Source organism: Natronorubrum tibetense GA33 (assembly GCF_000383975.1).
Lineage (GTDB): Archaea > Halobacteriota > Halobacteria > Halobacteriales > Natrialbaceae > Natronorubrum > Natronorubrum tibetense.
In genome coordinates this window covers 1,790,449-1,810,644 of sequence record NZ_KB913017.1, presented here as the reverse complement: position 1 = coordinate 1,810,644, position 20,196 = coordinate 1,790,449, and the positions used below count along the sequence as shown (strand labels likewise).

The window sequence follows — 20,196 nt, the reverse complement described above, 5'->3', positions numbered from 1 at the left end:
GCACGCAGTCCGGAAAAAGCTCAGTCAGTCGGCTGTCAGACGTGTCTGACGCGGGTCGTGCACCTGAATGACACAGGCACTCACCCGCGAACCTGCTCGAGTACATCGTCGGATCGCTGGATCTACCGCTCCGACGAGCCTTCACTCGCTGAGATGCTCGAGCACGCCGTCGAGATCGTTCGGCACCGATTCTGGATCGGCACCTGCTGCTGCCGCGGCGTCGGGGTCCTTGAGCAAGTGCCCGGTCGTCAGGCAGGCGACGCGTTCGTCGTCACCGACGATCCCCTCGCGTCGGAGCTTGCGCAGACCTGCAATAGAGGCGGCTGAGGCGGGTTCGACGCCGATCCCTTCGCCGGCGACATCCCGCTGGGCCTCGGTGATCTCCTCGTCGGAGACGGCAACTGCGGTCCCGCCGGTCTCGCGGATTCCGGGCAACGCTTTGGGTGCGTTGACCGGGTTCCCGATCCGGATCGCCGTCGCGCGCGTCTCGACTTCCTCCCAGCGCATCACTTCGTCCGCGCCGTTTTCGATCGCTTCGACCATCGGAGCCGCGCCCTCGGCCTGGACGCCCGTCAGTTTGGGCACGTCGCCCTCCGCGAGTTCGCCCGCCTGGACGAGTTCGCGGAAGGCCTTGTACAGCGCCGAGGTGTTTCCAGCGTTGCCGACCGGCAGCACGATTCGGTCCGGAACCGTGTCGTAGTCGGCGAGGAAGCCCTCGAGAATCTCGAGCCCGATCGTCTTCTGACCCTCGAGCCGGAACGGGTTCAGCGAGTTCAGCAGGTAGGCTTCGCCCTGGCCGGCCAGTTCCTGGACGATGTCGAGGCAGGCATCGAAGTTACCGTCGACCTCGAGGATGCGGGCGCCGTGGAGGCTAGCCTGTGCGATCTTGCCCGCCGCGACCTTCCCTGCGGGGAGGAGCACGAGCGTCTCGATCCCGCCACGGGAGCCGTAGGCCGCGAGGGCTGCACTCGTGTTCCCCGTCGAGGCACACGCCAGTCGGTCGACGCCGAGTTCCGTGGCGACTCTGACGCCGACGGTCATCCCGCGATCCTTGAACGAGCCGGTCGGGTTCATCCCCTCGTGTTTGATCCGCAGCGCCTCGACGCCGATATCGTCCTCGAGGCTGGGCACCTCGTACAGCGGCGTTGCGCCCTCCTGAATCGTGACTCCGGAGTCGAACGGCAGGGCATCGGCGTAGCGCCAGACACCGTGGCCTTCGAAGTCGTCGAACGTCGGCAACTCGGCGTAGCGAACCTCGAGCAGGCCGTCACACTCGTCGCAGGTGTAGCGGATGTCGTCGAACGGAGCGAACGTTTCACCGCACTCGATGCACTCGAGCCAGACGCCGTCGTCGGCGTCGTCGGGTACTGCAGGCTGATCCGCGGAGAGACTGAGACTCATTATCGGCCGAGAGGGGGGCGAGGGAGAAAAAGCACGTGGGTTCGGCGGTCCCGACACTCCGAACCCATCGATGGAACGGCCAAAAACGAGCGGTTCGGTTGCTCCGCACAGTCTATCGCCTGTTCACCATCCCCCGGACTCGTTCACGACAGATGCAGTGCCAACAGGGCCGCGGGCCCGAGCAGCATGATCAGCGTGGCGAGCAGTACTCTGAACGACATCTCCCGGTCGGAACGATTTGAACGCTACATATAAGCGCAAAAGATAGTTCATATCCGCCATCTATCCTGTCGGGTGACAATTCTGTATTTACTCGGGTAATGTTCGGGTTATCGACCGGAAGGGGAGGCGTACCGACCCAGAGGGTGGCCGACAAGCGTCGACGACGACCGCCAGTGTGACGACTTCGCGTACGCGACTCAAATAGTAGTGAGGGTGACCGGGAAAAAGTTGATACCGACGATTACTCGAGCAGCCAGCTCAACAACGCCTTCGTGGCCACCTTTTTTCCGCTCGGGTCGGCTTCGCCGACCACTCACGCAAAAAATCTGGACCAAAAAATCCGATCACTCACTCCGTTCGTGATCGAAAGTTCACTCGAGCAGCCAGCTCAACAGCGCCTTCTGGGCGTGGAGCCGATTTTCGGCCTGATCGAAGACGATCGATCGGTCGCTCTCGATGACGTCGTCCGTAATCTCCTCGCCGCGGTGGGCGGGCAGACAGTGCATAACCGACGCGTCGGGCGCGTGCTCGAGCAGCTCCGAGCGAACCTGAAAGCCCTCGAAGGCCTCCATTCGGACGTCGTACTCGTCCTCCTGGCCCATGCTGGTCCAGACGTCGGTGTAGATGACATCGGCGTCGGAGGCGGCCTCGACCGGGTCGGTCGTGACCGTCGGATCGCCGCCGAGTTCTCGAGCGCCCGCCAGTACGTCATCGTCGATCCCGTACCCCTCTGGCGTGGCGACCGTCAGGTCGATTCCCGCGATGGCACAGCCGAGGACGAACGACTGGGCGACGTTGTTCCCGTCGCCGATCCAGGCCGCGGAAACGTCTTCGAACCCGCCCTCTTCCTCGCGGATCGTCAGCAGATCAGCGAGCGTCTGGCAGGGGTGGGCGTCGTCGGTGAGCCCGTTGACGACCGGGACCGACGCGTACTCCGCGAACACCTCGATGTTCTCGTGTTTGAAGACGCGAGCCATCACGGCGTCGACGTACCGCGAGAGCGTCCGCGAGGTGTCTTTTAGCGGCTCACCGCGACCCAGTTGGATATCGTCTTCGCCGAGGAAGACGGCGTGACCGCCGAGTTGGGTCATCCCGGTCTCGAAGGAGACGCGGGTTCGCGTGCTCGGCTTCTGGAAGATCATCCCCAGCGTCTGGCCGTCCAGATCGGGATGTTCCTCGCCTTGCTGCTGGGCCTGTTTGTACGTCTCCGCACGGTCGAGGACCGTCTCGAGTTCGGCCGGCGAGAGATCGTCGATCTCGAGGAAGTGACGAACGTCGGCGTCGCCCGACATCAGTCGTCACCTCCGTGCAGCGTCGTCGCGACGCGTTCTAAGATCTCGACCGAGCGATCGAACTCGACGAGAGAGAGGCGTTCGTCCGGCGCGTGATCGAGGTCGGAGTTGCCGGGCCCGTAGGTGACCATCGGGCAGTCCCAGACGCCGGCGTAGAGGTTCATGTCGCTGGTGCCAGTCTTGCGCAGGAGTCGCGGATCGCTCCCTTCCTTTCGGATCGCCGCACGAAACGCGCGGGCGACCTCGGTTCGAGGGCTCTCCATCACCGGCGGAATCGGCTCGGCCCAGGTGACGGTGCCGATCTCGAGACCGGCTTCGGCGGTCTCGCGGACCGATTCGGCGTCCAGCGACGGCGGGATCCGCAGTTGCACGTCGAGCGTGGCCTCGACCGAGAGGCCGTCGTCGCTGATCCCGCCGTTCATGTCGACGGGTTTGGCGGTGACGCGCTCGAAGACGGCCGTGTACTCGTCGTCCTCGAAGGCGGCTTCGACGCCCGTCCACCAGTTGGTCGCGTGCTGGATCGCGTTCGGTTCTGGACGCGAGGTGTGGCCGGACTCGCTGGTCGCGACGTAGGTCCCTGCCAGAAACCCGCGGTAGCCGAGCGTGATGCCCGTCGCACCGCTTGGCTCGCCGTTGACGACGGCACCGGGTTCCTCGCGATCCTCGACGAGATAGCGCGCGCCGCGCGAGTTCGTCTCCTCGCCGACGACGCCGACGAAGGAGACGCCCGTGCGGACGGCGGCGGCGGCCATCGCGGCCAGCGGGCCGGTGGCGTCGACGCTGCCGCGGCCCCAGAGAATATCCTCGCCGGTCTCTTCGGCGATCTCCCGCTCGACATCGGTCTCGTCGGCCGACGTTACCTCGACCGGAATCTCGCCGGGAACGGTATCGATGTGAGAGGTCAGGAGGACGACGTCGTCCGCGGGTGCGCGAACGTTACCGACCTCGTCGATCCACGCCTCGCGGCCGTAAGCGTCGAAGAAGTCGACGAGTCGCTCCGCGGCCTCCACCTCGTCGCCCGAGGGCGAGGGGATCGACACGAGGTCGATCAGCAGTTCGCGAGCGTCCTCGAGCGAAACGTCGGTCGTATCTTCCATGGCTGCACTCATGATTCGGCACTCGCCTCGGGGGCGACAATCTCGGTGAGTGCATCAACGAGTTGATCCGCCTCCGCCTGGTCGATCACGAGCGGCGGCAGCAGACGCAACACGGTCCGACCCGCGGGGAGCGCCAGGATCTGGTGGTCCATCGCGAGGTCGCGAGCAACGCGGTTTGCGCCGCGTTTCAACTCGACACCGATTAGCAGGCCGTCACCGCGGACCTCGCGCACCTCGTCGCCCAACGCAGCCTCGAGTTCGGAGACGAGATAGTCGCCCATCTCGGCAGCGTGGGCGGGCCACTCCTCTTCGACCAGCGTCGAGACGGTCGCGTGAACCGCCGCGGAGACGACGGGACCGCCGCTGAACGTAGCGTTGTGCGAGGCCGCGCCGTCGGCGATCCAGTCGCGAACGGCGAGTCCGCCCACGGGGAGGCCGTTGCCCAGGCCCTTCGCCGTCGTGAGCACGTCGGGCGTGACGCCCGCACGTTGGCAGGCCCACATCTCTCCCGTGCGCCCCATGCCGGTCTGGACCTCGTCGAAGACGAGCGCCGCACCGGCCTCGTCGGTCAGTTCGCGGGCGTTCTCGAGGTAGCCCGCGGGCGGAACGTTGATCCCACCCTCGCCCTGAATCGGCTCTAAGATCACGGCCGCGGTCTCGTCGTCCACGGCGGCCGCGAGTTCCTCGTCGTCGCCGTAGGGGACGAACTCCACATCGCCGGCGAGGGGTTCGAACGGCTCCTTGTACTTGTCCTTCCAGGTCGCCGCGAGCGAGCCCATCGTTCGGCCGTGGAACGACCGGGTCGCCGCGATAATCTTCGACTCGCCGGTCGCCGAGCGGGCGAACTTCAAGGCAGCCTCGTTGGCCTCGGTCCCGGAGTTACAGAACCAGGCGGACTCGAGTCCGTCCGGCGTCGCCGCGACGAGCGCGGCGTAGGCGTCCTCTCGGGACTGGACAGGGTAGGAGGAGTCGACGAACGTTAGCTTGCCGACCTGCTCCTGGACCGCCTCGACGACCGCGGGGTGGCTGTGACCCAGCGGCGTACAGGCGTAGCTCGCACCGGCGTCGAGGTATTCCGTGCCGTCTGCGGTGTAGAGGTACGGGCCCTCGCCGCGTTCGATACCGATCGGCTTGCTGCCGGAGATGAAGTCGTGGTCGCTCATTTTGCGGCCTCCTGTGCCGTTTCGTTCTCCGCCTCGAGCACGCCGGGTTCGAGGGTCGTCCCCTCGCCCGCGAGCGCGCTCGTGATCGGTTTGTCGGCGTTGGCGGTCGCAACGATAACGGACGACGCGCCGCCCTCGAGCGCCTCCTCGGCGGCCATGACCTTCTTGATCATGAAGCCTTCTGCAGCGGATTTGACCGCGGAAAACTCCTCGGGCGTCGACGCCGAATCGATCTTCGTCGACTCGTCGTCAGGGTTCTCGTAGATCCCCGAAACGTCCGTGAGAAGCACAAGGTCCGCATCGAGTGCGCCCGCAATCGCAGCGGCCGCGCGGTCGGCGTCGGCGTTGACCGCCGTGTAGCCGCCGCCTTTCTCCTTCCCGAGCATCGGAACGGAGACGACGGGCGTGTAGCCACCCGCGAGGACGGTCTCGAGCAGGTCGGCGTTGACCGACTCGATCTTCCCCGAGTGGTCGCCGCGCTTGATCTTCTTTTTGCCGTCTTCCTTGACGCGAACGGCGGACTTGCGTTTCCCTTCGAGCAGCTTTCCGTCGGTACCCGAGAGCCCGACCGCGTTCACCTCGAGGTTCTGCAAGCTCTCTACCAGATCGGTGTTGAGCTTGCCGGGCATTACCATCTTGAAGACGTCCATCGTGTCCTCGTCGGTGAATCGCCCGACGACGCCGCCGGGGGTCTCGACGTAGGTCGGTTCCTCGCCGAGGTCTTCCAAGGTCTCGTCGACGGCGGTCGAGCCGCCGTGGGTGAGGACGACGTCCTCGCCGTCTTCGACGAGGCTCGCGACGTCCGCGAGTGCCCCTTCGGGGTCGACGGCGCGCGCGCCACCGATTTTGACGACAGTCGTCATTTAGGGCGCCCCCACGGGGTGGAGTCCCGTAAACTCGAGTCCGGCCGTCTCCTCGAGCCCCAGCGCGATGTTGGCGGCGTGAACCGCCTGTCCCGCGGAGCCTTTCATCATGTTGTCGATGGCCGAGAAGACGACGATGCGCTTGTTCGAAGGGTCGAGTTCGAAGCCGACCTCTGCGAGGTTCGTCCCCGCAACGGCCTTCGGTTCGGGGTAGCGGTAGACCCCGGAGCCGCCGGCGGCCATGCGGACGAACGGCTCGTCCTCGTAACAGCCGCGGTAGGCCTTCCAGAGGTCGCCCTTCGAGACCGGTCCCGACGGGAAGACGTGGTTCGTCGCGCTGGCGCCGCGAATCATATCTACGGCGTGGCAGGTGAACGCGACGCTCGTGCCGAGGAACTGCTCGATCTCGGCCTCGTGGCGGTGGCCCGTCGGCGCGTACGGACGGACGACGCCCGAGCGCTCGGGGTGGCTCGAGGCCTCGCCGCCGCCGGCACCTCCCTCCGAGGAGCCGACTTTGACATCGACGACGACCTGTTCCCCTCCCTCGAGAATACCGTGCTCGAACAGCGGGTACAGTCCCAGAATCGTCGCGGTGGCGTTACAGCCGCCACCGGCGATCAGGCCCGCACCGGAGAGGTTCTCGCGGTTGATCTCGGGCAGGGCGTACTCGGCCTTTTCGAGGTACTCGGGCGCGTCGTGGCCGTCGTACCACTCGTCGTACTGCTCCTCGCTGTTCAGGCGGAAGTCCGCCGAGAGGTCGACGACGGTGTCGGCGATCTCGAAGAACTCGTCGATCTGTCCCATCGAGACGCCGTGTGGCGTCGCGGCGAACAGGACGTCGACGGACTCGAGATCCTTGGGTTCGGTAAAGCGCAGGTCAGTCCCCCGCAGCGGCGGGTGGACGGAGCCGACGCTCTTGCCGGCCTTCGAGCGGCTGGTGACCTCCGTGATCGCGAAATTCGGGTGGCCGGCGAGCAGTCGCAGGAGTTCGCCGCCCGTGAACCCGCTACCGCCGATGACGCTCGCGGTGACCGTCTCGGCGTCTGCCGCTGCACCGGTCTCGGTGCCGACCGCCATCAGACGGTCACCTCGAGTTCCTCGCCGGCTTCGGCCGCAGCTTTCTCCTCGAGCCAGTCGACGACGGTGCCGGCGATATCGGTGTCGACCGCGCCGTCGAGTGCTTTGAACTCGACAGTGTGGTTGACCTCGTGGACGGTATAGCCGTCGTCAGTCTCCATGAGGTCGATACCGAGCAGCCCGCCGCCGACGGCGTCGCTGGCCTTCTTCACGAGTTCTTTCGCTTCCTCGTCGGGCTCGAAGACGTTCGTTTCGGCCCCCTTGGCGGCGTTCGTGATCCAGTGGTCCGAGGAGCGGACCATGCCGGCGATCGGTTCGCCGTCGGTTGCGAGTACGCGAATGTCGCGGCCGGGTTTGTCGACGAACTCCTGGACGTAGAACACCTTGTGCTCATAGTGGCCCAGCGTCGCCTTGTGCTCGAGAATCGCCTCTGCAGCGTCGGGCGAGTCGATCTTGGCCATCAGGCGGCCCCACGAGCCGACGACGGGTTTGAGGACGCACGGATAGCCGAAGTCCTCGATAGCCTCCATCGCGGTCTCCTTCGTAAAGGCGACCTTCGTCGCGGGCGTGGGAACGCCCGCCTGCTCGAGCGCTAAGCTGTTCTTCACTTTGTCCGCACAGATGTCGGCGGTCTCGTGGCTGTTGACGACGGGGATGCCGTAGGCCTCGAAGAACTGCGTGGCGTACAGGCTCCGACTCGTGGCGAGACAGCGATCGACGACGATATCGAGGTCCGCGAACGCCTCGGGAGCCTCGCTAATATCGAACGTCTGTTTGCGAACGTCGATCTTCACGATCTCGTGATCGCGCTCGCGTAGCTCGTTGAGGAGGAGCTTCTCGTCTTTGCGGATTCTGGAGTAGAGTATTCCTATTTGCAAGGTCACTCACCCCAGTCCTCTTCGAGCTCCGGGGCTCGCTCGAGGACTGGCGGCTCGGTGTCAACGACTTCTAGCTCTGCTCCACAGGTCGTACAGTCAACGATCTCTCCAACTTCCAGATCGTCATGCAGGGACACCTCAGCCCCACACTCGACGCATTCGGTCATTGTACCTGCAACTGAGAGCCGATGACCCTTAAAGCCTTCGAACTTAACAGCAGAATTACACTACACAGACTGTCCGCTAAGCGGATGAAAAGGCGAATTCACGGCAAATTTTGTCTGACATATCATGTAGTCGGTGTATTGTCCCCTCGCGGGGACGGTCGCGGTGCCGGCCGCGGGTATTCTGCCTCAGACATAGCCGTTCACCTCCTCGCGGAGCACCTCGTGGGCCACCTCGAGCGCGTCGTCCATCTTCGCGAGCGTCTCCTCGTCGGCCGACAGCGCCTCGCGGGCCGCCTCGAGTTGGTCCGCAACCGCCTCGGGGGCGGGCCCACCCTGCGAGTCGCGACTCGCGACGCTTTCGACGGGGTCGAGCGCGGCCTCGACGGCCGTGGGGTCGACGAACGACTCGAGCGGTTCGCCCAGTACCTCCTGGGCAGCCGACTCGATCGCGTCGTAGTCACCACCGTGTTCCGCAGCGTGGGCAACCATCTCGTGGGCCGTCCGGAACGGCAGTCCGTTCGCCGCGAGCAGGTCCGCGACGCCGGTCGCCGTCGAGAAGCCCGCGTCGGCTTCCGCCGCCAGCGCCTCCTCGTTCCAGTCGGCCGTCGCGACGGCCCCCGCTGCGACCTCGCTCGCGTCCGTCACGGCGTCGACGGTCTCCCAGGCGTGAGTCGTCGCCCGCTGAAGGTCGCGGTTGTACGCGCGGGGCAGTCCCTTGAGCGTCGTCGTCAGCCCCTGGACCGACCCTGCAGCGTCGCCCGCGACCGCGCGAACGAGTTCGAGCGTGTCGGGATTCTTCTTTTGGGGCATGATCGACGACGTCGAGGAGTAGTCGTCCGCGAGATCGACGAAGCCGCGGTTCGCGAAGATGATCAGATCTTCCGCGAGCCCCGACAGCGTCGTCGCGTGCGTCGACAGCACCTGCGTCGTCTCGAGCAAGAAGTCCCGGCTCGAGGAGGCGTCCATCGAGTTCTCCACCACACCTTCGAAGCCGAGCAGTTCGGCCGTGCGCTCGCGGTCGATATCAAACGTCGTGCCGGCGAACGCGGCGCCACCCAGCGGCGACTGGTTGATCCGTTGATAGGCCTCGAACAGGCGTTCCGTATCGCGGCGGACGGCTCCCTCGTAGGAGCACGCCCAGTGGCCGACGGTGATCGGCTGGGCGGGCTGGAGGTGGGTGTAGCCGGGCATGATCGTCTCCGCGTTCGCCTCGGCGACCCCCACCAGCGCCTCGCGCAGCGCGAGCGTCGTCTCGAGGGCCTCGAGAACGTCCTCGCGCAGGCGGTAGCGAATGCAGGCCGCGACCTCGTCGTTACGCGAGCGCGCGGTGTGCATCTTGCCGCCCTCCTCGCCGATGCGTTGGATGACCGCCGTCTCGATGGCCTCGTGGACGTCCTCGCCGTCGGGCAAGGAGCCGTGGCCGTCGACCTCGATGGCGTCGATCGCCGTCAGAATGTCGCCCGCGACGTCGTCCTCGATGATCCCCTGCTCGGCGAGCATCAGGACGTGTGCGCGGTCGACCTCGAGATCGGCCTCGAAGATCCGCCGATCGGCCTCGAGCGAGGAGAGGAAGCTCCGGGCGGGGCCGCCGCTGAAGCGGTCCCGCCGGACGACGCCCTCGCCGCTGCCGTCGGTTGCGAGTTCGGGCACGTCGCCGCCGTCGGAAGCACTCTCCTCGGTCATGGTTATTCGTCCTCGTCAGCTCCGCTGCCGTCGGTCGCGAGTTCGACTCCCTCGTCTTCAGCGTCCTCGGCGTCCGTCACCGAGTTTGCGAGACGGCGCTGGAAGCCGTGGTACTTCGCGACGCCCGTGGCGTCCTCCTGATCGATCTTGCCGACCGTCTCGGTGTCGAAGGAGGCGTGCTCGGCAGAGTAGGCGGCGTACTTGCTGTCGCGACCCACTGCGCGGGCCTGGCCGCCCTCGAAGCGGATCGTGACTGTTCCGGTGACGCGCTGTTGGGTCTCGTCGATGAAGGCCTCGAGTGCCTTCACGAGCGGCGCGTCGATCAGGCCCTCGTAGCCCTTCTTCGACCAGCGCTGGTCGATCAGCTGCTTGAACTCGCGTTCCTCCTGGGTGAGGACGAGGCCCTCGAGCGCTTCGTGGGCGTTGAGCAGCGTCGTCGCGGCCGGGTGCTCGTAGTTCTCGCGAACCTTCAGGCCGAGCATGCGATCTTCCATCGAGTCGGTGCGGCCGACGCCGTACGCGCCCGCCACGCCGTTTAAGTGCTCGATAAGCTCGATCGGGTCGTACTCGACGCCGTCGACGGCGACGGGATAACCCTTCTCGAAGGAGATCTCGATCTCCTGGGTCTCGCCGGTTGGGGCCTGCGTCCAGTTGTAGATCTCCTCGCCGGGGACGTAGTTCGGATCCTCGAGTTCGGAGCCCTCGACGGAGCGACTCCAGAGGTTGGTGTCGACCGACCATTTCCCGCCGCCGCCGCCCTCGACGGGCAGGTCCTTCTCCGCGGCGTACTCGTTTTCCCACTCGCGGGTGAGCCCGAGTTCGCGCACGGGGGCGATGACCTCGAGATCCGAGTCGCGCCAGACGGCTTCGAAACGGAGCTGGTCGTTCCCCTTACCCGTACAGCCGTGGGCGATGCCGGTACAGCCCTGTTCCTCCGCGACCTCGAGGATCGCCTCAGCGATCACGGGACGAGCGAGTGCGGTACCGAGCGGATAGCCCTGGTACGTCGCGTTCGCGCGGACGCTGTCGAGACAGAGTTGTGCAAATTCCTCCTTTGCGTCGACGACGTAGTGCTCGAGACCGAGCGCTTCTGCAGTTTCTTCAGCTTCCTCGAATTCGGAAGCCGGCTGACCGACGTCGACCGTGACGCCGATGACGTCGTCGTATCCGTATTCTTCCTCGAGCAGCGGGACACAGACGGTCGTGTCCAGCCCACCCGAGAATGCGAGTGCAACGCGTGTCATATCGTACTCGAGGAAAACGGCAGGAGCGACTTAAGTACATTGATTTTGTGCGCGTAAATTAACGGTAGAGCACCTGCTAACCGAGAATTGTGGAGTTTCGGGATCGGTGAAACGTTGACACGGACGGGGGTCGAGGGGTAAAGTAGTAGTCGGGCTCAAAGGCCCGGCCGCCGCCGTCGCGGTCGCCGCGGGGAGACGGTCCCGTCGGTACCGAACGCGGCGAGCGTGGTACCGACGACGGGACTCATTGGTGGCTCTAAGAGCGCCACCGGTATTAAATCCTGCTGAATAGCAAGTATTGCGGCATTCAACCCGTCAGAACGGTCATCCAGTACTAGCAACACACAAGAAATGAATGGCTTCGAAACGGGTGCAACGGACGATGATGCGGCCACGAAGACGATGCCGAAGGGCTGCAACGAGTGCGACGGAAAACGGAGATGACGGCCGACGCACCGATCAGCGACGGAAATAGGAGACGACGGCGACGCACCCACCGGCGGCTACTCGTCGTCCTCGGGAAGCGAGAGCACGTTCTCCCGGCCGATCCGGAAGACTTCGATCTCGTCGTCCTCTCGCAGGCTCCCGACGACCTGACTCGTCTTGGCCTCGGTCCAGTCGAGTTCGGCGACTACTTCCTGCTGTTTGATTCGGCCGCCGCGCTCCTCGAGCAGCCGCAGGACGCGTTCCTCGTTGCTGAGAAGTTCGGGCGGTGGTCCCGCCGCGTCGCCGGAGGCGGGCGAGGTATCGGCTCCCGACGGAGCGATGTCGTCACTAGCCGGAGCCGGTCCGTCGGATCGGCCGTGTCTGAGCCACCAGCCGATCATCGCACCGGTCGCGAGCAAGCCGAGTGCAGCCGCCACCGCGAGCCACGTCGTCGGCGGTCCCTCTTCCGGTTCAGTCGCCTCCGCGCCCGAATCGCCGTTCTCGATGAAGACGACGCGCGGCTGTTCGTCGTTGAACTCGGTTCCATCACTGTCCCAGTAGACCGCGTTCGGCTCCGTGTTGTCGGCCGTCGGTTCGTGCTCGTGGACGACGTAGTCCTCGGGACCGGTAATCTGTAGCGTCGTGTCATCGACGAGCGTAAAGCCCGAGAGCGCGTCGCCCGCCGTGATCTCGTTCATCACGACGCTGGCGAACGACGACCACTCGAACGTGAACTGAACGTGACCGATACTCCGCGGTGCGGGACTCTCGTCGATCGAGACGGTGGCGTTCGAGAGATTCATCTCCCGTTCGGTCGCGTTCTCTCCGTCGGCACGAATCGCGTCCCAGTCGTCCATCTCCGCGGCGGCGAACGCCTCCGGATCCGCTTCGATATCCTCGACGAGGTCGTCCCACTCCGCTTCGGTGTTGTTCTCGTTCTCGAGATGGTACCGATAGTCGACTTCGAACGTCGCCGAACCGTTCTCGGAGAGAGAGACGTCGATGTGCACCGCGTCCGCCTCGTCCAGTTCTTCGCGCTCGACCAGCTCCTCGTCGTCCTGAACCGTCGCTCCTGTGGCTCCAGCGTCGGCGACCGCGCCGACCGACGCAACCGGCAGCAACGCGACCGCACACCCGACGACCACGAGCACCCAGAGCAGGGCCGAAAGCCCCTTCGAATCCATTACCATGAACTGTCGTAGCCGTCCAGATAGGTCTTTCCGACGACGACAGCGATGTATTTTTGAAACGTTCCTCTGTAGCGGACTGTATATGCACGGAACTCGTGGCAAACTCGAGGTCGAAACCCTCCTGAAAATCGTCCTCGCTCTGGTCGCCGTCCTATTGCTCATCGAGGTCGTGAGCGTGATCATCAGCGGCTTCCTCGCGATTCTCCGCCCACTGCTCATCGTGGCAATCCTCGCTGTGATCGTCCTGTGGCTGCTCGATCGGCTCTGAGACCGGCGGTCCCGACGCCGCGGGGAGCGTCACACTGATAGGTCACTCGACCCTACGACTGCCGTAGTGTACAGCGTCAACGTCCCGGTTCCCGGACGCGTCCGGACCATCGCCAACGAGCTCTACCCGGAACTCGTCGGCTTCGACAGCGTCCGCGAGGATCACTCCTGTCTGCTCAAACGTCTCGGCGACGCCGACCACGTTGCCCAGTTACAACACCGCGCCCACCGCGCCCTCGAGGGCGCTCCCGCCGTCGAAGCCCAGATTACGGGCATCGACTGCTTCGAAGATCCGCCGCTCGGCTCCGCACCCGTGGTCTATCTCGCCGTCGAGAGTCCCGGCCTCGAGTCGATCCACGCGACCCTCACCGATGCCTTCGACACCGTCGAGGGCCTCGAGGGAACCGATTACGTCCCCCACGTCACGCTGGCCCGCGGGGGCGACATCGCGACCGCGAAACGCCTCGCCGAGCGGGAACTCGAGCCGATCCGGTGGACCGTCAGCGAACTCGAGTTCTGGGACGGTACGTACAAATTGCCGGTGAGCCGCGTCTCGTTGCCGGCCTGATCGAACTCGACAGAACCCGACGCAGACTCATCGTCGGAATCGAACCGTGAGTCGTCCAGGAGCTATTACTCGACAGTGTCGGTAGCTCGAGCCATGTACCGACGGGCAGTTCTCGCGGGGCCGACGGCGGTGTTACTGGCAGGCTGCAGCGAAGTGACCGGCCTGATGGACGGCGGCTACGTCGACGACACCCTCCAAGACGAGGAGCCGACCGAGTTCAGCGCCGAGGCAGGTGAAGAACTCACCGTCTCGGTCGACGTACGAGAAGTCAGTGAGGGAAGCGCAGTCAGCGTACAGCTCGCCGAAGTCGGCGAGGGTCCCCTCGACGCGCGATCGGTCGAAGAGAGCGACAGCTACGACGTGACGGTCAAGTCCGACGGCACTCACGTCGTCACGGTGACGAACGGCGCCGCCGACGTGACGGTCGAACCGGTCGAGTGAGACGGGTGTGAGTGGTTCTCGAGGGTGGGCTACGGCGCGAGCGTCTTGCCGTCGTCGGCGTCGAAATTTCCTTATGCATTAGCTCTGTCGCGACTCACATCGGACTCAGAAAGCGGAAGATCGACCTCTATCGTCTCGTACCAGACGGTCGGGCGCTTTCGTCGTCCATCTTGCTCGAATTCGATCAAGTGGAGCGCCGCCAGTTCCTCGAGATTCGTGTGGACCTGTCGGACGTCTCGATCGACGAGACGTGCCGTCTCTCGAATACTTTCGGGTTCGTATTGGGCGATCGTCCGAAGCAACTCGAGGTTCTTCGGTCGCGTAACGCGATGGATATCGTCGGGGTCATCGAAGACGACCTCGAAGTGAGGGGAGGTCGTTTCACCTCGGTCAAGGTCACTAAGAGCGTCTCTAAGCCCGTCTTCGTCGCCCTGTTGAAAGCGGACGTACATCGTTCGGTCGCCGTCGGTGGAGTTACCAGTGTTCGCCATAATCACGCACCTCGTTTTGAGATCGTTCGAATAGCGGTTCGAGACCCACAAATTCGACATCTTCGACCGTTCCATCGGACTGATGTTTGTGATGGGGAGCCGCATCCGGATGATCCGGGAAGTTGTCGTATCGAACGATCGTCTCACCGTCAGCCGTTCCGTACTGCATCGAGTACTTTAGACCGTCGGGATATCGTTCCGACTCCGGAACATCCCACGCTCGGACTTCGGCATACGTTTCGCCGAAGTCCTTTGTGACCCGAATCACCGGTGAAGCTTCGTCGTCAGCGCTCCCGCACATCGTTCGTTGTTACTTCCTCCAACAGAATAATTGTTGTGGTGGGCCACAACACATGGCTGCAAGCCCTACGGCGCGGGCGTCTCGCCGTCGTAGGCGTCGAAATCGCCGTAGAAGTTGAGCATCGCGAACTTGAGTTTCTCCGGTGCGATGTCGATCAGTTCCTCGCGTTCTTCGTGCGGGAAGGTGCTGTTGACGCTGTATCTGCCGAGATCCGATTTGGCCGACCGCGAGTAGCGCCGGTCGAGTAAGGCGCGGACGCCGACGTCCTCCGGCGACCGGATGACCCGGCCCAGCGCCTGTCTCGTTTTGCGAACCGTCGGAATCTCGACGGCGTAGCGCCAGCCGGTCTCGGTCCCCTCGAAGGCGGCGTCGTAAGCTTCCTGGACCGCCTCCGCTCGGTCGTCCAGGTGCGGGTAGGGAACGCCGACGACGAGGACCGTGTGGGCGTCGTCGCCGTCGAAGCTGACCCCCTCCGCGAGGGTGCCCCAGAGCGACGTACACAGCACCGCGCCGTCGTCCGCGACGAACTTCCGGCGCAGCTCCTCGACCGACGTCCCCGGCTCGTCGAGATAGACCGTCTTCTCGGAGCGATCGTCGACTCGCTCGGCGTACCGACTCGCCTCGCCGTAGTTGGGGAAGAAGGCGAGCGTGTTGCCGGGCGTCATCCGGACGGTGTCGTGAATCGTCTCGGCGACCTCCTTTTGGACGGCGGGATCGTCCCGATCCGAGGAGAACAGCGCCGGTGTCTCGACCGCGTACGTTCGCCGCCGGTCCTCGGGGAACTGCAGCCCGTAGGCCATCGTCACCGGGTCCTCGAGCCCCAGCACGCTCTCGGTGACGTCGAACGGCTGAAGCGTCGCGCTCATCAGAACGGTCGCGTACACCTCGTCGAACAGCCGGCCGGTCACCTGTCGCGGCAGACAGGAGTACAGTTCCGCGCGGCCGTACACCTCGTCGGTGCCGGCGTCGCGGGTGACGGTGACGACGGGGTAGAGCCCCTCCTTCGAGCCCTCGTTCATCCACGCGCTGACGAACGCCGCAGCCTGTAGGGTCTGACACTCCGTCCGAGTCGCCGTTTCGCCCTCGCGGTAGGCTTCCTCGTACTCCTCATCGAGTTCCTGGCCGAGTTTCATCGCGGCCTCCAGGTCGTCCTGGATGCCCCGACCCGAGTAGCGCTGGAGGAACTCGAGCGTGAGGTCGTCCTTTCGATTCTCGTTGGCGATGGAGACGTCCGTCCAGTTCTCGTCGATCGCCTCGCGGTCGCCGAAGCCGAAGGAGTCCTCGTAGGTCTCGACGAGCGCGCGGTGGAACGCCGAGAGGGCGTTCGCCGCGTCCTCCGAGCGCGGATCGTCGGCGTCGGCGAGTTCGTCGAGCGCGGAGTCGAAGGTCCGCTCGGAACACGTTCGCGTGGCGTGCTCGCGAGCGGCATCCTCGACGTTGTGAGCCTCGTCGAAGACGGCGATGACGTCCTCGGGCTCTCGGCCCAGCCAGCGGAAGAACTGTTCCCGTATCGTGGAATCGAGCAGGTGGTGGTAGTTACAGACGACCAGATCGACCCCCTCGATCCCCTCCTTGAGCAGTTCGTAGCCACAGAACTCCTGATTTTCTGCGTGCTCGTAGATCTCGTCGGGGGTGCGGACATCTTCGAAGAGCCACGCGAAGAAGTCGTCCGTATCCTCGGTCAGGTTGTTCCGGTAGTAGTCACAGACGTTCTGCTCCTCGAGATCGTCGAGTCGCTCTTCGATGTTCTCGAGTTCGTCCATGACGGCGCTGCGAGCGTCCGCCGCGCCGCCGTCGCCCTCCTGGCTCTCGGACAAGAGTTCGCGCTGGCGACGCTCGAGTTGCCGCTTGTCGCGTTCGGTGTCGACGACCGCGCGGGTGTTGTCCCGCAGGGCCTGACACTCCTCGTAGCCGACGTCGATGTGACACATCGACGATTTTCCCTTGAAGACGATCGCCCGAATGTCCTCTTCGCGGGTGATCGCCCGGGCCTCGGCGACGAACTGGCGCATCTGCTGGTGGACGTTGGTCGTGATGACGACCGTCTTGTCGTGCTCGCGGGCCACCTCGAGGGCGGGGACGAGCGACGAGAGCGTCTTGCCGGTCCCGCAGGCCCCTTCGAAGAGCACGTCCTGGCCTCGCTGCAGCGAGTTGTGGATGCGGTCCATCGCCTCGCGCTGATTCTCGTACGGCTGATCGTACGGGAAAAAGCGCATGTACCCGGCTGTTTCGGACACGGTGGATAATTGGTTCCCGCTGCGATAAAAGCGTTCGTCTCGGTTCGACGCACGCACGTAAACGCGAATCGGCGGCGAACGGTGAGTGGTGGCTGGCCGTCTGGCAAATTGCGTACCCGCCGGCCGGCGAACGCACGCTACAGGGCCATATGTCTCTGGGCCGTCGCCACGAGTATGGCCATTCCCGGGTACGATTCGAGCAACGTCGCAGAGTTCACACTCGAGCACGCGGGCGCCCGCGTCGCCGTCGTCGCGGGCGTCGTCCCCGACGAGTTCGGCCTCGAGAAGAGCGCCGACGATCCGCCGGTGGACGCGCTTGCGGATCCGATCGAACTTGTCGGTCTCGACGAATTGAAGGCCGTCGAGGCGGTCCGAATCGCGCTCGTCTACGATCCTTCGAAACTGCCGCCCGGCGCGAGTCCGACCGACGTCGCCGTCGCCGTCGAGGGCGGGGACGGCTGGGACCCCCTCGAGTCGACGGTCGATCTCGAGGAGACGACGGTGACGGCGACCCTGAACGACCGACCGGCGGGGTCGACGGTCGTGGCGGGCTACGACGACAGCGACGACGGTCGAGAAGTGCAGTAGCGTGAACGTGTCGAAGGGAAGCCCAGTTCGCTCGGCAACTCTCGTGACGAAAAGAACGTCACCCCGTAGCCCGTAACGACACTATGATCGCGATTTTCTCGGATACGCACAGCGTCAGTGGACACGAACTCGAGGGCGCAGCCCTGCGAGCGGCCCGCGAGGCCGACGTCGTGATCCACGCCGGCGATTTCACGAGCGAGGCCGCACTCGAGGCGTTCCAGGAGGAGTGTGAGGTGTTCTTTCCAGTCCACGGCAACGCCGACAGCGCGGCCGTCCGCGAGCGGTTACCGACGGCTCGCGTCGTCGAGGCGGCGGGCGTCCGGTTCGGCGTGACCCACCGTCGGGACGGCGGAGAGATGGGGCTGGTGATGTTCGGTCGCTCCCGGGACGCCGACATTGTCGTCTCGGGTCACAGCCACCGACCGACGGTCGTCGAAACCGAGGACGTCCTCCTGTTGAATCCCGGCAGCCACGCCGATCCGCGTGGGAACCGGCCGGGGTTCGCCGTCCTCGAGCCGCGATCGGACGGCAAGGTGAGCGAACAGAACGAAACGGAGTCCGAACAGGGTGAGGTGGCGGACGACGGACGAAAAGCGTTCGAGGGCGAGATCCGTGAACCGGACGGGACGAAAGTAACGTCGTTCGAGCTGAGGGTGACGGGAGCGGACGCTCCAGAGGAGTAATCGACGGACGAGTATCGACGTACGAAGCCGTTGCGTCAGGGGAACCAGGCGTCAGCGGGGTGTCGTGGTGCCGAGAACACGCTCGGTGTGCGACTGCAGCGGGAACGCTCGGGCCGGCCGTCCCGGCCCGAAAATCGCCCGTTCGGTCCGAACTGGCGGTCGGACGTCGACGGAGGCTGGTGTGAGGGTGATCGAACGGGCGGGTGGTCTCGATCAGATAGGGCCGTCGATCGAGACGCATCGATAGCTACGCGAGCCGAACCCATATACCCAGCGTAAGGTGAAAATACGGTTTTAGCTACTGTACGGTCGGCGTACAGACCGTCGGACAACCAGTCGTCAACCGTTTTGCGATCGCAACGTGGCAACTCGAGAATACGTGAACGAGGTCGAAACGGTTTTGCACTCCGACACGGTAACGCTCTCGTATGCTGGGCTTCCTCCCCGACGATCCCGTTATCATCGTGATCGTGTTGATCCTCCTGTCGCTGGTCTTCTTCTCGTACCTGCTCCTGCGCAAGACCATCCTCGAGTTCCGCGAAGGCATGGGTCGCTAATCGGGAGTTTCAGACCGCTTCGAACGTATTTTTGACGGTCTCCAGTGCCGTTTGGATATGCTCCCGCGAGGCGTCTCGGTGGGTGCAAAAGCGGATCGTCGTCGGCCCGAACGGCGTCGCCAGTACGTCGCGTTCCTCGAGTCGCTCGAGCACTGCCTCCGTCTCGAGACCCGTCCCCGCGACATCGACGAGCACGATGTTCGTCTCCGGCTCTTGGACGTCGAACCCCGAAATCTCGGCCAGTCCGTCGGCCAGTAGCCGAGCGTGTTCGTGGTCGGTCTCGAGGTCGGAGACGTTCTCGAGCGCTTGCAGACCGGGCGCAGCGATGATCCCGGCCTGGCGCATCCCGCCGCCGAGCAGTTTGCGGGTGCGGCGGGCCCGCTCGACGAAGTCCTCGCTGCCTGCCAGCATCGAGCCGACAGGCGCGCCGAGTCCCTTCGAGAGACAGAACATGACCGAGTCGACGGGGTCGGTGAGTTCGCTGGCAGGGACAGTCAGCGCCGTCGCGGCGTTGAACAGTCTCGCCCCGTCGAGATGAACCGGCACGTCGCGCTCGCGGGCCGCGTCGGCCGCCGCGGCGATCTTCTCGGGTGCGATAGCGAGTCCGCCCCGTGCGTTGTGGGTATTCTCGAGGCAGAGGAGTCCAGTGCCGGGCCGGTGGAGGTCCTCCGCGACGTACTCGCCGGCGATCTGGTCGGGCGATGGCACCCCGCGTTCAGTCTCGAGCATCCTGACCTGCAGATCGGCGTGCTGAGCCAGCCCGCCGAGTTCGTACTTCACGACGTGGCTCTTGCGGTCCGCGAGCACTTCCTGACCGCGTTCGGTGTGGACCCGGGCCGCGATCTGGTTACCCATCGTCCCCGAGGGAACGTAGAGCGCGGCCTCCGTTCCGACCAGTTCGGCCGCGCGGGCCTCGAGGTCGTTCACCGTCGGGTCCTCGCCGTAGACATCGTCGCCCACGGTCGCCGTGCTGGCCGCCTCGCGCATCACGTCGTCCGGTTTCGTCACCGTATCCGAGCGCAGATCGATCATGACTCGAGGTGCGTAGTGCGGGTAGAAATAGTCGACGGCGTGTCGGCTCCGCGACGGTGTCGAACGCATTGAAATCCCAACGTTTTCTACGGTCTCGAACGGCACTCATCGTATGGGCGAACCAACCGGTCCCGGTACCCACCTCGTTTCGGCGCTCCGGCTCGCGGCGATCGGGTTGCTCGCGCTCGGCTTTTCCGGCTGGGTGCTCGACGACGGCGGGGAGGTGACCCTCGAGTCGCCGTTCACGCTCGCCTTCGGGCTGGGCGTCGCCTGTGCGATCGTATCGATCTACCTCGGGATCTTTCTGGCGAACAGGGACTGAGTTTTG

Annotated in this window: 22 protein-coding genes; 7 read left to right on the top strand and 15 right to left on the bottom strand. The window is 64.8% G+C overall.

Going from position 1 to position 20,196, the window contains the following annotated elements:
- Window positions 1-141: 141 nt before the first annotated feature.
- The 11 genes from thrC to NATTI_RS0109345 form a co-directional block, all read right to left on the bottom strand.
- Window positions 142-1,401, bottom strand: coding sequence for a threonine synthase (thrC, locus tag NATTI_RS0109395; RefSeq protein WP_006092454.1), 1,260 nt, complete (start codon window positions 1,399-1,401; stop codon window positions 142-144).
- A 593-nt stretch (window positions 1,402-1,994) separates the two neighbouring features.
- Window positions 1,995-2,915, bottom strand: a complete 921-nt coding sequence (gene argF / locus NATTI_RS0109390; RefSeq protein ID WP_006092455.1) for an ornithine carbamoyltransferase — start codon at window positions 2,913-2,915, stop codon at window positions 1,995-1,997.
- Window positions 2,915-4,024 (bottom strand): [LysW]-lysine hydrolase, encoded by a 1,110-nt coding sequence (locus NATTI_RS0109385; RefSeq protein ID WP_027119107.1) that lies wholly within the window; start codon window positions 4,022-4,024, stop codon window positions 2,915-2,917. The genes argF and NATTI_RS0109385 overlap by 1 nt, the downstream gene beginning before the upstream one ends.
- Window positions 4,021-5,175 carry an aspartate aminotransferase family protein gene (locus NATTI_RS0109380; RefSeq protein ID WP_006092458.1) on the bottom strand — a complete coding sequence of 385 codons (1,155 nt, stop codon included), beginning with the start codon at window positions 5,173-5,175 and terminating at the stop codon, window positions 4,021-4,023. The genes NATTI_RS0109385 and NATTI_RS0109380 overlap by 4 nt, the downstream gene beginning before the upstream one ends.
- The gene (locus NATTI_RS0109375) at window positions 5,172-6,038 is read right to left on the bottom strand and encodes an acetylglutamate/acetylaminoadipate kinase (protein WP_019991776.1); all 867 of its coding nucleotides are present in this window, start codon (window positions 6,036-6,038) and stop codon (window positions 5,172-5,174) included. The genes NATTI_RS0109380 and NATTI_RS0109375 overlap by 4 nt, the downstream gene beginning before the upstream one ends.
- The gene (argC, locus tag NATTI_RS0109370) at window positions 6,039-7,115 is read right to left on the bottom strand and encodes an N-acetyl-gamma-glutamyl-phosphate reductase (protein ID WP_006092470.1); all 1,077 of its coding nucleotides are present in this window, start codon (window positions 7,113-7,115) and stop codon (window positions 6,039-6,041) included.
- The gene (gene lysX, locus NATTI_RS0109365) at window positions 7,115-7,999 is read right to left on the bottom strand and encodes a lysine biosynthesis protein LysX (RefSeq protein WP_006092471.1); all 885 of its coding nucleotides are present in this window, start codon (window positions 7,997-7,999) and stop codon (window positions 7,115-7,117) included. Before lysX ends, argC begins: the two co-directional genes overlap by 1 nt.
- Window positions 7,996-8,160 (bottom strand): lysine biosynthesis protein LysW, encoded by a 165-nt coding sequence (gene lysW, locus NATTI_RS0109360; protein ID WP_005554620.1) that lies wholly within the window; start codon window positions 8,158-8,160, stop codon window positions 7,996-7,998. Before lysW ends, lysX begins: the two co-directional genes overlap by 4 nt.
- A 186-nt stretch (window positions 8,161-8,346) precedes the next feature.
- The gene (gene argH, locus NATTI_RS0109355) at window positions 8,347-9,843 is read right to left on the bottom strand and encodes an argininosuccinate lyase (RefSeq protein WP_006092473.1); all 1,497 of its coding nucleotides are present in this window, start codon (window positions 9,841-9,843) and stop codon (window positions 8,347-8,349) included.
- A gap of 2 nt (window positions 9,844-9,845) precedes the next feature.
- A complete protein-coding gene (locus NATTI_RS0109350) occupies window positions 9,846-11,087 on the bottom strand; it encodes an argininosuccinate synthase (RefSeq protein ID WP_006092474.1) in 1,242 nt (413 codons plus the stop codon).
- A 503-nt stretch (window positions 11,088-11,590) separates the two neighbouring features.
- Window positions 11,591-12,697 carry a DUF7343 domain-containing protein gene (locus NATTI_RS0109345; protein ID WP_006092475.1) on the bottom strand — a complete coding sequence of 369 codons (1,107 nt, stop codon included), beginning with the start codon at window positions 12,695-12,697 and terminating at the stop codon, window positions 11,591-11,593.
- Between the two features lie 88 nt (window positions 12,698-12,785).
- Between NATTI_RS0109345 and NATTI_RS0109340 the strand changes: the two genes are divergently transcribed.
- The 3 genes from NATTI_RS0109340 to NATTI_RS0109330 all read left to right on the top strand — a co-directional run bounded on the left by NATTI_RS0109340 (window position 12,786) and on the right by NATTI_RS0109330 (window position 13,979).
- A complete protein-coding gene (locus NATTI_RS0109340; RefSeq protein WP_006092476.1) occupies window positions 12,786-12,971 on the top strand; it encodes a DUF7554 family protein in 186 nt (61 codons plus the stop codon).
- 66 nt (window positions 12,972-13,037) lie between these two features.
- Window positions 13,038-13,538, top strand: coding sequence for a 2'-5' RNA ligase family protein (locus NATTI_RS0109335; protein WP_006092478.1), 501 nt, complete (start codon window positions 13,038-13,040; stop codon window positions 13,536-13,538).
- 93 nt (window positions 13,539-13,631) lie between these two features.
- Window positions 13,632-13,979, top strand: a complete 348-nt coding sequence (locus NATTI_RS0109330) for a hypothetical protein (protein ID WP_006092479.1) — start codon at window positions 13,632-13,634, stop codon at window positions 13,977-13,979.
- Between the two features lie 71 nt (window positions 13,980-14,050).
- Here the strand turns inward: NATTI_RS0109330 and NATTI_RS0109325 are convergent, their stop codons facing one another.
- The 3 genes from NATTI_RS0109325 to NATTI_RS0109315 form a co-directional block, all read right to left on the bottom strand.
- On the bottom strand, window positions 14,051-14,470 hold the full coding sequence (locus NATTI_RS0109325) for an HVO_A0114 family putative DNA-binding protein (protein WP_006092480.1): 420 nt from the start codon (window positions 14,468-14,470) through the stop codon (window positions 14,051-14,053).
- Window positions 14,454-14,771, bottom strand: a complete 318-nt coding sequence (locus NATTI_RS26940; RefSeq protein WP_006092482.1) for a toxin-antitoxin system TumE family protein — start codon at window positions 14,769-14,771, stop codon at window positions 14,454-14,456. The genes NATTI_RS0109325 and NATTI_RS26940 overlap by 17 nt, the downstream gene beginning before the upstream one ends.
- Window positions 14,772-14,836: 65 nt before the next feature.
- A complete protein-coding gene (locus tag NATTI_RS0109315; protein ID WP_006092483.1) occupies window positions 14,837-16,987 on the bottom strand; it encodes an ATP-dependent DNA helicase in 2,151 nt (716 codons plus the stop codon).
- Window positions 16,988-17,182: 195 nt separating this feature from the next.
- On the opposite strand from NATTI_RS0109315, the gene NATTI_RS0109310 reads away from it, so the two are divergent.
- The 3 genes from NATTI_RS0109310 to NATTI_RS27315 all read left to right on the top strand — a co-directional run bounded on the left by NATTI_RS0109310 (window position 17,183) and on the right by NATTI_RS27315 (window position 18,836).
- Complete coding sequence (locus tag NATTI_RS0109310) at window positions 17,183-17,596, top strand: hypothetical protein (protein ID WP_006092485.1); 414 nt, start codon at window positions 17,183-17,185, stop codon at window positions 17,594-17,596.
- An 83-nt stretch (window positions 17,597-17,679) separates the two neighbouring features.
- Entirely contained in the window at window positions 17,680-18,279 is a 600-nt protein-coding gene (locus tag NATTI_RS0109305) for a metallophosphoesterase (protein WP_006092487.1), read from the top strand.
- A 428-nt stretch (window positions 18,280-18,707) separates the two neighbouring features.
- Window positions 18,708-18,836, top strand: a complete 129-nt coding sequence (locus NATTI_RS27315; protein ID WP_006092488.1) for a DUF7859 family protein — start codon at window positions 18,708-18,710, stop codon at window positions 18,834-18,836.
- A 9-nt stretch (window positions 18,837-18,845) separates the two neighbouring features.
- Here the strand turns inward: NATTI_RS27315 and NATTI_RS0109295 are convergent, their stop codons facing one another.
- Window positions 18,846-19,868 (bottom strand): threonine aldolase family protein, encoded by a 1,023-nt coding sequence (locus tag NATTI_RS0109295; RefSeq protein ID WP_006092490.1) that lies wholly within the window; start codon window positions 19,866-19,868, stop codon window positions 18,846-18,848.
- Between the two features lie 112 nt (window positions 19,869-19,980).
- Between NATTI_RS0109295 and NATTI_RS0109290 the strand changes: the two genes are divergently transcribed.
- Entirely contained in the window at window positions 19,981-20,190 is a 210-nt protein-coding gene (locus NATTI_RS0109290) for a hypothetical protein (RefSeq protein ID WP_006092491.1), read from the top strand.
- Window positions 20,191-20,196 lie beyond the last annotated feature (6 nt).